12 protein-coding genes are annotated in these 13850 nt (G+C 56.7%); 2 read left to right on the top strand and 10 right to left on the bottom strand.

Going from position 1 to position 13850, the window contains the following annotated elements; all coding sequences use genetic code 11:
* Positions 1–7: 7 nt before the first annotated feature.
* The 8 genes from RSQ48_RS02280 to kynU all read right to left on the bottom strand — a co-directional run bounded on the left by RSQ48_RS02280 (position 8) and on the right by kynU (position 9757).
* The gene (locus tag RSQ48_RS02280) at positions 8–850 is read right to left on the bottom strand and encodes a carbohydrate ABC transporter permease (RefSeq protein ID WP_415302112.1); all 843 of its coding nucleotides are present in this window, start codon (positions 848–850) and stop codon (positions 8–10) included.
* Entirely contained in the window at positions 850–1740 is an 891-nt protein-coding gene (locus RSQ48_RS02275; protein ID WP_003804001.1) for a carbohydrate ABC transporter permease, read from the bottom strand. The genes RSQ48_RS02280 and RSQ48_RS02275 overlap by 1 nt, the downstream gene beginning before the upstream one ends.
* A 12-nt stretch (positions 1741–1752) precedes the next feature.
* The gene (locus RSQ48_RS02270) at positions 1753–3015 is read right to left on the bottom strand and encodes an ABC transporter substrate-binding protein (protein ID WP_003804003.1); all 1263 of its coding nucleotides are present in this window, start codon (positions 3013–3015) and stop codon (positions 1753–1755) included.
* 19 nt (positions 3016–3034) lie between these two features.
* Entirely contained in the window at positions 3035–4129 is a 1095-nt protein-coding gene (locus RSQ48_RS02265; protein ID WP_003804005.1) for an ABC transporter ATP-binding protein, read from the bottom strand.
* Entirely contained in the window at positions 4126–4896 is a 771-nt protein-coding gene (locus tag RSQ48_RS02260; protein WP_131071251.1) for a DeoR/GlpR family DNA-binding transcription regulator, read from the bottom strand. The genes RSQ48_RS02265 and RSQ48_RS02260 overlap by 4 nt, the downstream gene beginning before the upstream one ends.
* 170 nt (positions 4897–5066) lie before the next feature.
* Positions 5067–6929 carry an amidohydrolase gene (locus tag RSQ48_RS02255; protein WP_131071250.1) on the bottom strand — a complete coding sequence of 621 codons (1863 nt, stop codon included), beginning with the start codon at positions 6927–6929 and terminating at the stop codon, positions 5067–5069.
* A gap of 167 nt (positions 6930–7096) precedes the next feature.
* Entirely contained in the window at positions 7097–8470 is a 1374-nt protein-coding gene (locus RSQ48_RS02250; protein ID WP_003804014.1) for an amino acid permease, read from the bottom strand.
* 36 nt (positions 8471–8506) lie between these two features.
* On the bottom strand, positions 8507–9757 hold the full coding sequence (gene kynU / locus RSQ48_RS02245) for a kynureninase (protein ID WP_003804016.1): 1251 nt from the start codon (positions 9755–9757) through the stop codon (positions 8507–8509).
* A 143-nt stretch (positions 9758–9900) separates the two neighbouring features.
* On the opposite strand from kynU, the gene RSQ48_RS02240 reads away from it, so the two are divergent.
* Entirely contained in the window at positions 9901–10362 is a 462-nt protein-coding gene (locus RSQ48_RS02240) for an Lrp/AsnC family transcriptional regulator (RefSeq protein WP_003804018.1), read from the top strand.
* Positions 10363–10404: 42 nt separating this feature from the next.
* Here RSQ48_RS02240 and RSQ48_RS02235 read toward each other — a convergent pair whose 3' ends face one another.
* Both RSQ48_RS02235 and RSQ48_RS02230 read right to left on the bottom strand, forming a co-directional pair.
* A complete protein-coding gene (locus RSQ48_RS02235; RefSeq protein WP_219235580.1) occupies positions 10405–11109 on the bottom strand; it encodes a GntR family transcriptional regulator in 705 nt (234 codons plus the stop codon).
* Positions 11110–11223: 114 nt separating this feature from the next.
* Positions 11224–11652, bottom strand: coding sequence for a hypothetical protein (locus RSQ48_RS02230; protein WP_131071248.1), 429 nt, complete (start codon positions 11650–11652; stop codon positions 11224–11226).
* Between the two features lie 472 nt (positions 11653–12124).
* Here RSQ48_RS02230 and lldP point away from each other — a divergent pair, with 472 nt between their 5' ends.
* A complete protein-coding gene (lldP, locus tag RSQ48_RS02225; RefSeq protein WP_003804023.1) occupies positions 12125–13792 on the top strand; it encodes an L-lactate permease in 1668 nt (555 codons plus the stop codon).
* The last annotated feature ends 58 nt before the right edge of the window (positions 13793–13850 follow it).

The following is a 13850-nucleotide window of genomic DNA, read 5'->3' as shown; positions in this document are numbered from 1 at the left end:
GAATTCCTTAACGAATGCCGGCGCGCAAAAAAGCCTGCATGAACTGCTTTTGAAACAGCAGAAAGCCCAGCAATAGCGGCAGGATCGTCATGATGGTGGCGGCGCTGATCAGGGAAATGCTGACACCACTTTCAGGCGCGCCAAACAGGGACAAGCCCACAGTCAAAGGCCGTGTATGATCCGAGCTGCTGATCACCAATGGCCATAAAAAATTGTTCCAGTGCGTTGACACCGACACCAGGGCATAAGCCAGGTAAACAGGCTTGACCAAGGGTACATACACACGCCACAACACCCCCAGACGGCTACAGCCCTCCAGACGCGCCGCCTCTTCCAGCTCACGCGGCACCTGCTTGAAGGCCTGACGCAGCAGGAATACCCCAAACGCACTGGCCATATAAGGCACACCCATGCCCCATACCGTATCGGGCCAGCCCAGCCAGGCCACCATGCGGTAATTTTCCACAATCAGCACTTCGGGCAAAATGAACAATTGCAACAGCAGCAGCATGAACAGAAACTGGCTGCCAAAGAAACGAAAGCGGGCAAAGGCGTAGGCAGCCAGCGTACACAGAACAAACTGACCGATCAGAATCGTCAGCACCAACGCGGTCGTATTGAAGATGTAGCGCAGCCAGGGCGCACGATCCCAGGCCGCGGCAAAGTTATCAAAGGTCCAACCTGCGCTCCAGTCAAAACGCAAGGCCGCTGACGGGTCACGAAAAGCAGCCCAGCACGCGTAGAGCAAAGGCGCGATCCACAGCAGGGCCAAAACGTGCGCTCCTACCGTATCCAGTGAGGGCAAACGCAGCGGGCGGCTGGGGGCAGTCAAAACAGTGTCCATGTTCATCACTGGTAGTGCACGCGTCGTTCGGCGTAGCGGAATTGAAAAATAGCGACGGCGCCCAGACCCAACAAGAGCACCACCGTCAGTACGGCAGCCGCGGGCGTATCCATGTAAGCAAAAGCCGTTTCCCAGATCCAGTACAACATCAGCTTGGAAGCGTTATTGGGGCCGCCCTTGGTCAGGATAAAGAGGTGGTCAACCAGTTTGACCGAGTTGATCAATGCATTGATCAGAATGAATAAAGTGGTGGGAGCCAGCAAGGGCAGCAGTACACGGCGCCCATATTGCCAGCGGCTTGCGCCTTCCAGACGGGCAGCATCACGCAGTTCGGGCGGGATGGTTTGCAAGGCGGCCAGATAAAAAATCATGAAAAATCCGGCCTCTTTCCAGATGGTCACCACCATGACTGCGCCCAGGGCAGTTTGAGGCTGACCTAACCAATTGGTGGCCCCGGCGCCAAACAGCTTGGCAATCTGATCCAGCAAACCCAGATCCGGCGTGTAAAAAAACAGCCAGAGGTTCGCGGCGGCGATCATGGGCAACATGGTGGGCGTGAAGTAAGCGCAGCGCACCCAGGCACGCATGCTCATGGCCCGGTTGGCCCACAAGGCCATCAGCAAGGCCAGTGCCATGGACACCGGAATCACAATGGCGGCGTACCAAAGATTATTCTTCAGAACCAGCCAGAAAGTCGGGTCAGCCAGCATGGCATCGTAGTTGTCCATGCCCACAAACTGGGCCGGACGACGAGCCGTGCCTTTACTTAACAGGCTGGACCAAAACGTGTGCAGCGCCGGGATAAAGGCAAACACGCTTAGCAGCACAAACAGCGGCGTCAGCAAGAGGTAGGCAAATACCCACTCTTTACGCAGCACACGCAATGGTTCAGCCATTCCTGCACCTGCTTAGTTGAAAGGACGCAGCAAGCGATCCGCGGCGGCCTGGGCCTCATCCAGGGCGGCTTGAGGCGTCTTGGCATTGGTCAGCACGGCCTGCACGGCGTTGGACAACAGTTCACGCACACGCGCTGTTTCGTACGTGGCAAACTCGGGCGAGGCCACGGCCAGTTGATCACGCGCTACCACGGCCTGTGGAAAGGTCTTGGCGTAGTCAAGCAGCGCCTGTGTTTCGTAGGCTGCAGGGCTGACACCCACATAGCCCGTGGCCATGGACCACTTGGCAGCACGCTCGGGGGCCGTCATCCAGCGCACGAAATCCAATGCGGCTTTTTTCTGCTCGTCATTAGCGCCCTTGAACAGGTAGAAGTTGCCACCGCCGGTAGGAGAAGCCGCTTTTTCCTTTGCGGGCAGCATGGCCACGCCAAAGTCGAACTTCGCTTCGTTCTTGACGGCCGTCAGGTTGCCCGTGGTGTGCCACATCATGGCGGTCTTGCCCTGCACGAAGGCCTGGCGCAAGGTACCCCATTCAATCGTGCCCGCGGGGCTGACCTTGTGCTTGTAGGCCAGATCGTGGAAGAACTGCAGCGCTTGCACCGACTTGGGATCATTGAAGTAGACCTGCGTGCCTTCTTCATTCATCAACTGACGGCCGTTTTGCAAGGCCATGGCCTGGAACATCCAGTAGGGATAGCCCGTCGATGGAATCATCAAGCCGTGATGCTTGTCATTAGTCAGTTTCTGGGCAGTTTGCACCAGCTCGTCCCACGTCTTGGGAGCTTGATCGGGGTTCAGACCCGCCTCACGGAACATATCCTTGTTGTAGAACATGACGATGGTCGAACGCTGAAAGGGAATGCCCCAGACCTTGCCCTCCAAGGTGCCGTTAGCCATCAACGCAGGGTAAAAGCTCTTGAGCCAGTCCTGGCTGGGGGCATCCTGAGCCACATCGCTAAAAGCCTCGACCAGGCCCTGCTCCACCAGATCATGCGTATCCAGTGCGCCCAGCACAGAAAGCTGCACCGGCTCGCCCGCACGCAGGGCCGACAAGGCACGCACCCGCGTTTCATCGTAGTTGCCGGAATAGACGGCCTTCACGGTCACTTCCGGGTTCTGGGCCTGATAGTCCTTGATCATTCCATCGACCACCTCGGTCAGCGGACCACCCACGGCAATCGGGTAATACATGGTCAATTCCACCGCGCTGTGGGCACTGGTGCCCAGGCCCATCAATAAAGCGCTGGAAGTGGCAAGCAGACAATTCTTCAACATGAGTAGACTCGCAGTACGTTTAGGGAACAACAGCAAAAGAAGCAGCGGTCAGCGCATCGGCAGACGGTGTCGGCAGGCGAGCGCCGCTGTCCTGATTAAAGTAAAAAGCGTCAGCGGGATGCCAGCTCAGACCACAACGTGTACCCGCCTCGAAACGGTGGCTGTGCGGGGCACGCACGATCAAGGTATGCCCATCATCAAGTCGCACGTACACATAAGCATCTGCCCCCTGAAATTCCTGATGCACCACGGTGGCCGCCACAAACTGCTCGCCCGCCTCGTGCAGGTTCAGGTTTTCGGGGCGCACGCCCACCAGTACACGATGCGGCTGGTCGTACTGCCGACGTGAAGGCCACAGTCCCAGGGGCACTTGGTCACTGTGAATCATCATCATGGGCGGGCTGCCGATGAAACTGGCGGTAAAGACACTCATAGGCTGGCCATACAGGTCCTGGGCACGGCCCTGCTGTTCAATACGACCGGCATTGAGCAACACCACGTGATCCGCCATCCCCATCGCCTCGGTCTGGTCGTGAGTGACATAGACCACCGTCAATCCCAGACGCTGTTGCAGGGAGCGAATTTCGTGGCGCACGGTGTGACGCAGCTTGGCGTCCAGATTCGACAAGGGCTCGTCCATCAAGCAAATGCGATGTCCTGAGACAATGCTGCGCGCCAGGGCCACCCGCTGTCGCTGCCCTCCCGAGAGCTGGCCGGGTCTGCGCTCTTGCAGCCCTTCCAGATTGGTCAGGGCCAAGGCCTCGCGCAGACGCTCTTGTTGCTGCCGGCGGTCCGCACGGCGCACCTGCAAGCCGAACAAGATGTTGTCGGCCACATTTAAATGGGGAAACAGGGCGTAGGACTGGAACACCATGCTCAAGCCGCGCTTGGCGGGTTCCATATGGGTGGCATCGTGCCCATTAATCAGCAAACGGCCCTGATCGGGCGCTTCCAGCCCGGCAATAATGCGCAGCAAGGTCGATTTGCCACAGCCCGATGGGCCCAGCAAGGCCGTAAATTTTCCTTCCTGAATGGTCAGATCCATCTGCTTGAGCACAGCCTGCTCGCCCCAGGATTTGACTATGCCCTGCAACTCGATCGCGCTGCGGCTCATACCTGCACCTCATCCGCAATCACAAGCTGAACACGCGCAGGAATCTGATCGCGGTAAGGTTCGGGAATGGGCTGATCGCTGACCAGAATATCCACATCGTCCAAGGAGCCGCTGCGCACCGGGGCGCGCCGACCGAACTTGGTATGGTCCAGCACCAGAATCCGCACCCGGCAATTGCCCCGCAGCGCCTTGTGGCAGTCGGACTCGGCCATATCAAAGTCCAGCAAGGCACCATCCGAATCAAAGCCCCCAACCCCGGACACCCCGAAGTCTGCCTTGAAGCTGTTGAACAGCCGTTCGGCACCGGGGCCCAGAATTTCAGGATTGGGTTGTCGCAGCTCGCCCCCCGTCAGCACCACGCGATGGCTCATATTGTGCGACAGGGCCAAGGCGGCACTGATGTTGTTGGTCACCACCGTAAGATCTCGGTGATCTGCCAACGCCAAGGCAACTTGTTCGGGAGTGGTGCCAAAACCCAGCAGCAGGCTGGCACCGGCAGGGATCAGCTTGGCAACGGCTCGACCAATACGGGCCTTGGCTTGCAAGTGGGTAATGCGGCGCGTTTGAAAAGGCGCATTGCGCTCGACCACGTTCAGCTCGGCGCCGCCATGACGACGACGCACCAGATCGGCCTCATACAGGTGGTTCAGGTCGCGCCGTATCGTCTGGGGCGTCACCCCGAAATACGCGGCCAGGCCATCAACGGACACCGCCCCCTGGGCGGCGAGCAAATCCACAATAATGCTTTGCCTGACGGATAGGTTCATAACACGGCATACAGGTTTCGTTTGAATACCTGGCAGTGTAGGAACGCGACATGACGACTCAGTGACGCTCAGATGAAAGTTTTATGACGCCGACATGTTCATATGAACATGTCGGCGCTCAATCCAGACAGCATTCGCGCCGGCCGCCTGGTGTCAGTGACGGACTGGCCTTACTCAAAACCTCGCAACAGAGCCCCCATCAGCAACTCAGGCCCATGCGCGTGCTCTGCAGCGCCTGTTTCAGATGCCTGGTGTTGCCACTCATTCAGAAAACGGGAAAGCATCTGCCCAGTCTGCGCCTGGCTGAGTTGCTCGGTCTCCGATGCATCGTCCTGTTCATAAATGAGCTTGCCTCGCTTGATGGTCTGAACCACGCGCAAGCTGGCCAATTGCTCGGGATCGACCGCTGTCGGATCTTGCGACAGGACAACAAAGTCCGCCAGTTTGCCCGGCTCAATCGACCCTTTTTCCTTCTCCTCAAAATGCTGGAAAGCCGGCCAGATCGTCATTGCCTTCAGGGCCGTCATGACATCTACCCTCTGATCCGGCCCCAAAATATCGCCCGATCGGGTGCGACGCGTGACGGTCGCCGACAACACCCGCATGGAATCCGGGAAGGCCACGGGCGCATCGTGGTGGGTTGAAAACATCAAGCCATGCTCACGCACCCAGCCAGTGGGAGAAATATTGTCGGCATTGACCGGCCCCACCGTACGGTCACGGTGCCAGTCTCCCCAATAAAAGGTGTGCATGGGGAACAAGGACGGAAAGACATCCAGGTCTGCTATGGACACTATCTGGTCCCGGCGCAGAAACTGCCCGTGAATCAAGACGGCCCGCCGATCCCGGGGACCATACTTTTCACGTGCTGTTTTAATCGCAGCCAACAGCAGATCCGAGGCGGCCTCCCCATTCGCGTGAGTCAGCAGCTGTATATCGTTCTTGAAGGCCCAGTCCACCGAATCAAACACCTGGTCGGGCGTGACCGCTGCGTACCCCCGGTAATCGGCGCGGTAACCTGCTGGTGGCTTGTAATAGGGGCGGTCGCGATAGGCCGTAAACCCCTGAGGGGAGCCATCAATCGTGAGCTTGGCACCGGCCACCCGAAAACCATCGGTGTAGCGCCGCGATACATGACGCGCGATAAAGTCCCGGTCCTGGAGCACATCGACGTAGGCAGCGACATCAATATCGATCTTGCCCGCCGACGCCGCGGCCTGCATCAAAGGCACCGTATCGGACGTGGCCCGCCCTTCCTGTCCGGTCGTGTAGCCGTAACGCTTTAACAGATCGGTCCCGGCCACAAACAGGGCCTGAACCTGCTCGGGTGTGAGTTTGCCCATCTGGCTGGCCACGCTTGAAAAAAAGGCCATCTCTTCGAGCACCCCATTGGGTTGAGTGCTGCCCTCTTCCCGCCGAATGACACCGCCTGCCGGGTCCGGGGTCTGGGCGGAAATGCCCGCCATCTCCAGCGCCTTGCTGTTGAGCACGCCAATGTGGCTGGACTGATGAATGATGATGATCGGCACGGACTCGGACACTGCATCCAATTCCTGTCGCGTGGGGTGGCGCTGCTCTGCCAGTTGGGCGTCGTCATACCCAAAGCCCAGGATCAAGCCCACCTGCCTGGTTTTACCTTGCTCATCCAGCCATTGCCGGAGCGTCTCCTGCAAACTGGCGATGTCTTTGACCGCCCCATCCGGGGGCGATAGCAGATTGGCGGACATGGCCTGCACACCAATCATGAAGGCGTGGCTGTGCGCATCCACAAACCCCGGCAGCAAAGCCTTGCCCTGCAGGTCGATCACAGAGGTGTTTGGACCTTTATAGGCTTGCATCGCCTGCAAGGTACCCACATCCAGAATCCGCCCCTCCTTGACCGCGACCGCTTCGGCAGCAGGCTGGCTGTCACTCATCGTCAAGACCGGCCCGCCCATCCAGATCTGATCGGCCGTTTCCGCTGTCCAGGCCGAGCCAGCCATCACCAGACTGCCCGCCAGCACAGACACTTTCAGTATGTTTTTGAACGACATATGCTCCCCTTTCTGCCCAGAAAAAAGTGGCCAACTCGTTTACTGTGCCACAAGGAGACCGGCTCTGTCCTGCTGTCTGTATCGGTTTGCTGGCCATGCTGCCGCTCATTCGTGCCAAGCCCCAGACTGAGCCCGAATGAACGGGACCACGCTATGCGGCTACACGGTTACGCGACCCGGCTTTTTGAGCGTACAAAATAAATCACGATCAAGGTCAGCAAGAACGGCACACCAAACAAAAGGGTGTAATGGAAGATATTGATGAACCAGGTGGTAATCAGAATCGCCACAATACCGATCAGACCCAGCAAGGTGCCGATGGGATAGGCCGGCATCCGGAAACGCAGCTGCACCCCTTCCTGCGCCACGCGGCGGCGGAAAAACAAATGGGTCAGGAAAATCATGCCCCAGGTAAACAGGGCACCGAACATGGACAAGGCAATCATCACCGGGAACGCCGTTTCCGGATTGTAGGCATACACCACGGCCGCCACACCCACCCCGCTGGCCGACAAAGCCAGGGCATTTAACGGCACTCCATTGCGTGCCACCTTACCCAGTACCAGTGGCGCATCCCCCGCACGCGACAGGCTGAACATCATGCGTGTAGAAATGTAGAGCATGCTGTTCATGGCCGACAAAGCAGCAATAATCACGATGAAATTCAAAATGCTGTCTGCATAAGGAATGCCCACCGACTGCATCACCGTAATGAAGGGGCTGCTTGTGCCATCTGCAATCAGCACCTGCCAGGGCACCAGCATCACAATCAGGGACAGAGACAAGAGGTAGAAAATGATCAAGCGCCAGATGGTTGCCTTGAACGCCTGGCGTACCGCCTGCTCAGGGTTTTCTGCCTCGCCCGCCGCAACCGCAATCATCTCGATACTCAGATAACTGAAGATGGAAATAATCACGCCCACCCAGACTCCATACCAGCCATTGGGCATGAAGCCACCCTGGCCCAATAGGTTTTCCTGCACCTGTGCGGGCTGGTAATAACCCGTCAACATGCCAATGGCCAAGACGATAAAAGCAATAATGGCAAATACCTTGATCAGGGCAAACCAATACTCCACCGAGCCGAATGCTTTAACACTATAGGCATTGACCGCAATCAGCACGGCCGAGAAAAAGACGATCCAGATCCACGGCGATACCTCCGGAAACCAGAACTTCATGTAGTCGGCCACCGCCGTCACCTCAGTGCCGACAGCCAACACAATGCAGGCCCAATAGCTGTAGCGCACCAGAAAACCGGCCAGCGGATGAATATAAAACTCGGCATACGCGCCAAAGGAGCCCGAGGTAGGATGCTCTACCGTCATCTCTGCCAGGCACCCCATCAGCACCAGGGCAATAAAACCACCAATGACGTAGCTCAGCACCACCCCGGGTCCCGCAAAGCCAATAGCAAACTTGCTGCCCAGGAACAGGCCGGTACCAATGGCCCCCCCGATCGCAATCATGCTCATCTGACGGGCATTCAGCCTCTTGTGCAGTCCGGCCTCGCGCGATTGAATCTGTTCAAATCGGCTCATGTCTCCTCCTTATGATTGTTTTTTTAATGAGTGCGATCAAGTCACCTTGGAGCGGGTTTTGTAGGCCGGCTTGTCCCATTCCCTGTCCGTCAGCACCGCCTTGAGATGCTGGACGGCCTGCCAGATATCCACAAAAGACAGATACAAAGGGGTAATGCCAAATCGCATCACTTCAGGTTCGCGATAGTCGCCAATCACACCCCGTGCAATCAGGGCCTGAACAACGGCGTAACCTTGCTCATGCGCAAAACTGACATGACTGCCGCGGAAATGATGATCGCGGGGCGTGATCAGGCGCAAGCCAAACTCGGCACATTCCTGCTCGACCAGACGGATGAACAGATCAGTCAAGGCCAGGGATTTACGACGCACGGCCTGCAAATCGGTTTGCAAGAAAACGTCCACGCCACAGGCAACCAGGCTCAGGGACACAATAGGCTGGGTACCGCACAAGAAACGCTCGATCCCGCTGGCCGCCTCATAAGAGGGGCTCATGGCAAAAGGATGCTTGTGCCCCCACCAACCCGACAAAGGTTGACTGATCTTGTCGAGCAGCTCGGGATTCACCCACAACAGGGCCGGTGCGCCAGGACCGGCGTTCAAATACTTGTAGGTGCAGCCAATGGCAAAATCAGAACCGCTGGCTTTGAGCTCGATGGGCAAGGCGCCCGCCGAGTGGCACAAGTCCCAGATCACCAGCGCATGGTGCTCATGTGCCAGACGGTTAGTGGCCTGCATATCGTGCAGATAGCCGGTACGATAATTCACATGGGACAAGACCACCACGGCAGTTTCGTCATTGATGGCGGTTTTCAGATCGGCCGGCTCATCAATCAGTTCCAGCCTATAGTCTTTACCAAAAAAGGCGTTAAACCCTTCAATGATGTACAGATCCGTTGGAAAAGAGTCGCGCTCGGCCAAGATGACTTTCTTTTGCGGATGACGCTCTTTTTGCAAATTGACAGCCGCAGCCAGAACCTTGAACAGATTGACCGAGGTACTGTCACTCACGATGGTTTCGCCCTGACCAGCACCGATCAGCGAAGACATCTGATCGCCCAGGCGCACAGGCAAGGTCCACCAGCCTGCCTTGTTCCAGCTGTTGATCAAGTCGGTACGCCATTCCTGGGCAATCACTTGCTGCGCACGCTCCATCGCGTGTCGGGGCATGGCGCCCAAGGAATTTCCATCCAGATAAATCGTGTTGGGTGGCAGATCAAACCTGGCTTTGAAGCCAGCCAGTTCGTCGGCCTGATCCCACTGCTCGCATTGCTGCAAGGTAATCATGTTCATGCTCCTCGATTCTGCTTTTTACGTCATTTAGTCTAGCATCGAGGCTCTGGCAAATTATTCCAAAGTGACGAACATTATGATTAAATTTGGAAGAAAAATCGTTTTTTAAAAACTCTTTTCGAAGATAATTCTAAAACATGAGACTAGACGAGACAGACCTTAAAATCCTGCGTCTTTTGCAGGATAACGGCAGACTCAGCAACCAAGAACTGGCTGATCTGGTGGCCCTTTCCCCTTCCTCCTGCCACCGACGCGTGAAAATCCTGGAGCAGGAAGGACTCATTGAAAACTACAGCGCCAACTTGAGCGCCAGCAAACTGGGTTTTGCCATTGAAGCCTTTGTAGAAGTGAATATCGCCCAGCTCAATGAAAGCGAACACCAGTACCTGAGCAAAGCACTGGCCACCATGGATGAAGTCCTGCATGCCTACATCGTGACGGGTCAGGCCAACTACATGCTGCACATCCGCACGCGCAATTTCGAGACTTTCTCCAACTTTGTCGTTCACAAGCTCAATACCCTGCGCGGTGTCACCAAAATCCATTCACAGATTGTGCTGTCCTGCATCAAAGCCAAGGGGCAACGCTTGCCGGTGTAACCGCCTTCGCGGCACGGGCTGGCATAAAGCCAACGCTTGCACTCAGAGGTAATTGAGCGTGAAGCGGCGTTTGAAATGCTCGCTGCGCCACCAGCCCTTGCCACTTTGTACCGGTTTGTCATCGACATCGAACAAGTCGATACGCTGCACGATCACTGCCTGGTTTTCCTTGATCCACAACTGCTTGGCCATCTCCGCTGAGGCATCGGCCATGCTGATCTCTTCTTGCGCATGCTTGATGGGCACATTCAGCACAGAGGTCAGCATCTCCACCATGGTGCGGGTTTCCAGATCCTGTTGCCCAAGACGTTCGCCAATCGAGCGCAGCACGTAGTTTTCTGCAAAATAAAGCGGCACGGCAGACTTGTAGCGCACCGCTTGCAGCTTATACACCGGCTCGTCGGACGCAAAGAATTCGGCAATCTCCGCCGGAGGGGCGACCAATTCCCACCGGGCAACCTTGGTACTGGTGTCCTTGCCCAGCTGGACCAGATCATTGAGGGAGTTCAGCTCCCAGGAACCTGTATTCTTGCGCTCCAGCACAAAGGAGCCACGGCTGGGAAAGCGCTCGATCAGGCCATTACGGGTCAGGATTGCCAGACCCTGCCGTACCGTAATGCGGCTGACACCAAACATTTCCCCCAGCTCGGCTTCCGTGGGCAAACGGTCGCCCGGCTTTAAGCGACCGTCCTGGATATAGCGGGTCAGCTTGTCAGCAAGCTGTTCGTAGAGCGGTTTTGTACTCACTGCGTAATTTCATCCCCATTGATGGCCATGTGCGGCTGGCCCCACCCACCTGCGGTATTCACCCTGCTGTGTTCAGCCGTCTCTCCTGGCTTTCCCTGCCTGCAAACCACCTTGTTACTCGCGCTCCAAGAGCCCTTTAATCAGAAACATCTCGGCTTCGTGGACGCAACAGATCTGCTCCCAGGCGGCATCGCTTTGCGTGGCCAGGCGCCAGGTGAGCAAGCTCACTACACATTTATCCGCCCCCAGCTTGAGCACCTCGCCGGGAATGACACGCGACATATTGCGAAACTGCATCACCTCTTTGCTGGCCCCCACGTCGTAATCCACCTGCAAACGCGCTGCATCCACATTCAGACGCACATAGGTTTCCTGACCGCTAAAGACCGAGGTTCCCTTGAACAAGCCCGGTTCCACTTCGCTACGATTCGCACTGCCCCAAGCCCACTGACCTTGCAGGAGGCCATCGGACATGATTTCAAAAGCGACCTGTGCCGGGCGCTCCACCAAGATGCTGCTGGAATGACAATGTGGGTCTTTCACTGACTGGCTCTTGTTCCATCGTTATTGTTATGACAATAAAAACATTGTCATATCAAAACCCCACTCCCACTAGACGGGAAAACACGTATTAGCCACGGTCAAAAGGACACGCAGACTCCGGCCCCTCCCAACGCAAACAGACGATAGTGTCCCTGGTAGTCCAGTATGGCGACCAGTGTCTTCTTCTGCACAAAACGCCCTTTTTCCCCTATGAAGCCACGCTAGGAACGCTAGCGTTGACCTCCTTCACACACCACTGCCGCCCTTAAATTGGTCAGACCAATTATTGATAGAAAAAGACATTGAGTTTTAAATTATTAGGGTAAACACTGACGTTCAATCAAATTACCCTTTGGATACAATGCGTTCTACTCTTGACCACATCTTTAATGGTCAGACCAATTTGGCGACCTACTGGTACGCTTCCTCTACAAGCGCCCCCCCCCCTTTGCTCCTGCGGAGATAGAAGAACATGCAACAAGCGTGGCTGCAGCAATACGATCCCACCGGCAATATCTGGCTGTCGGCCCTGATCGCCCTTATTCCCATCATCTTTTTTTTCCTGGCCCTGACCAAGTTGCGCATGAAGGGCTATCAGGCAGGCACCATTACCGTGCTGCTGGCACTGGGCGTAGCCCTGTTTTTCTATCGCATGCCCGTCTCCACCGCCTTCGCTTCGGTGGTCTATGGCTTTTTTTACGGACTGTGGCCCATCGCGTGGATCATTGTGGCAGCCGTATTCCTGTACAAGATTTCGGTAAAAACCGGACAGTTCGACATTATTCGTGCCTCTATCCTGTCCATCACCCCTGACCAGCGCCTGCAGCTGATTCTGGTCGGTTTTTGCTTCGGGGCGTTTCTGGAAGGCGCGGCCGGCTTCGGCGCTCCCGTCGCCATTACCGCAGCCCTGTTGGCCGGTCTGGGTTTCCGCCCCTTGTACGCTGCTGGTCTGTGTCTGATTGCCAATACGGCTCCCGTAGCCTTTGGCGCCATGGGCATTCCCATCATTGTGGCTGGCCAGGTCTCGGGCATTGATCCCTTCCATATTGGACAAATGGCCGGTCGCCAACTGCCCTTTATGACCATCATTGTGCTGTTCTGGCTGATGGCCATCATGGACGGCTGGCGCGGCATCAAAGAAACCTGGCCTGCCGTGCTGGTCGGCGGCGGCTCCTTTGCCTTGGTGCAGTTCCTGACGGCCAACTACATTGGCCCCGAACTGCCCGACATTACCTCGGCCCTGGTTTCCCTGGTAGCCCTGACCTTGTTCCTGAAGGTATGGCAGCCCAAGCGCATCTTCCGCTTTGACGAGCAAGAAGCTACACCGGTCCAGAGCGATGTGGCCCAACAAGCTACTCTGCCGCTGACCACCGGTCGCATCATCAAAGCCTGGTCGCCCTTCATCATCCTGACCGTCATGGTCACGATCTGGAGCGTGCAGCCTTTTAAAGTACTGTTTGCCGCCAACGGTCCGCTGGCCTCGACCATTGTGAACATTCCTGTGCCTTTCCTGCACAATCTGGTCGAAAAAGCCCCTCCCGTCGTCGCCTCGGCTACTCCTTATGGCGCGGTCTATGCCTTTAACTGGCTCTCGGCTACCGGCACAGCCATTTTGATTGCCGCCTTGCTGACCATTCTTTTTCTGCGCATGAAGCCCGCCAAAGCAGTGGAAACACTGGGTGAAACCTTCAAGGAACTGGCCGTTCCCATTTACTCGATCGGCATGGTGCTGGCCTTTGCTTTTATCGCCAACTATTCCGGCTTGTCGGCTACTTTGGCCCTGGCCCTGGCCCACACCGGCAAAGCCTTCACCTTCTTCTCCCCTTTCCTGGGCTGGATTGGCGTGTTTCTGACCGGTTCCGATACCTCGGCCAACGCCCTGTTTGGTGCTTTGCAAGCCACCACGGCCCAGCAACTGGGTTTGCCTGAAGTGCTGATGGTTGCGGCCAATACCACGGGTGGCGTGACCGGCAAGATGATTTCTCCCCAGTCCATTGCCATTGCCTGCGCCGCCGTCGGCCTGGCTGGCAAGGAGTCCGACCTGTTCCGCTTCACCGTCAAACACAGCCTGATCTTCGCCGTTCTGATTGGCCTGCTGACCACCCTGCAAGCCTATGTGTTACCTTGGATGATCCCCTAAGGGCCCGCCCTCATCCTTCATCTGCAAGGCCGTAGACTCGTGCCTTGCAGATTTATCT

Source organism: Alcaligenes sp. SJTW-7, assembly GCF_047716895.1.
GTDB lineage: Bacteria > Pseudomonadota > Gammaproteobacteria > Burkholderiales > Burkholderiaceae_B > Alcaligenes > Alcaligenes ammonioxydans.
This window is presented reverse-complemented; position numbering and strand designations above follow the sequence as displayed.

Bases quoted from the DNA above. Each gene is read 5' to 3' on its own strand.
- RSQ48_RS02280 (WP_415302112.1), bottom strand. From the start codon at position 850: ATGAACATGGACACTGTTTTGACTGCCCCCAGCCGCCCGCTGCGTTTG.
- RSQ48_RS02275 (WP_003804001.1), bottom strand. From the start codon at position 1,740: ATGGCTGAACCATTGCGTGTGCTGCGTAAAGAGTGGGTATTTGCCTAC.
- RSQ48_RS02270 (WP_003804003.1), bottom strand. From the start codon at position 3,015: ATGTTGAAGAATTGTCTGCTTGCCACTTCCAGCGCTTTATTGATGGGC.
- RSQ48_RS02265 (WP_003804005.1), bottom strand. From the start codon at position 4,129: ATGAGCCGCAGCGCGATCGAGTTGCAGGGCATAGTCAAATCCTGGGGC.
- RSQ48_RS02260 (WP_131071251.1), bottom strand. From the start codon at position 4,896: ATGAACCTATCCGTCAGGCAAAGCATTATTGTGGATTTGCTCGCCGCC.
- RSQ48_RS02255 (WP_131071250.1), bottom strand. From the start codon at position 6,929: ATGTCGTTCAAAAACATACTGAAAGTGTCTGTGCTGGCGGGCAGTCTG.
- RSQ48_RS02250 (WP_003804014.1), bottom strand. From the start codon at position 8,470: ATGAGCCGATTTGAACAGATTCAATCGCGCGAGGCCGGACTGCACAAG.
- kynU (WP_003804016.1), bottom strand. From the start codon at position 9,757: ATGATTACCTTGCAGCAATGCGAGCAGTGGGATCAGGCCGACGAACTG.
- RSQ48_RS02240 (WP_003804018.1), top strand. From the start codon at position 9,901: ATGAGACTAGACGAGACAGACCTTAAAATCCTGCGTCTTTTGCAGGAT.
- lldP (WP_003804023.1), top strand. From the start codon at position 12,125: ATGCAACAAGCGTGGCTGCAGCAATACGATCCCACCGGCAATATCTGG.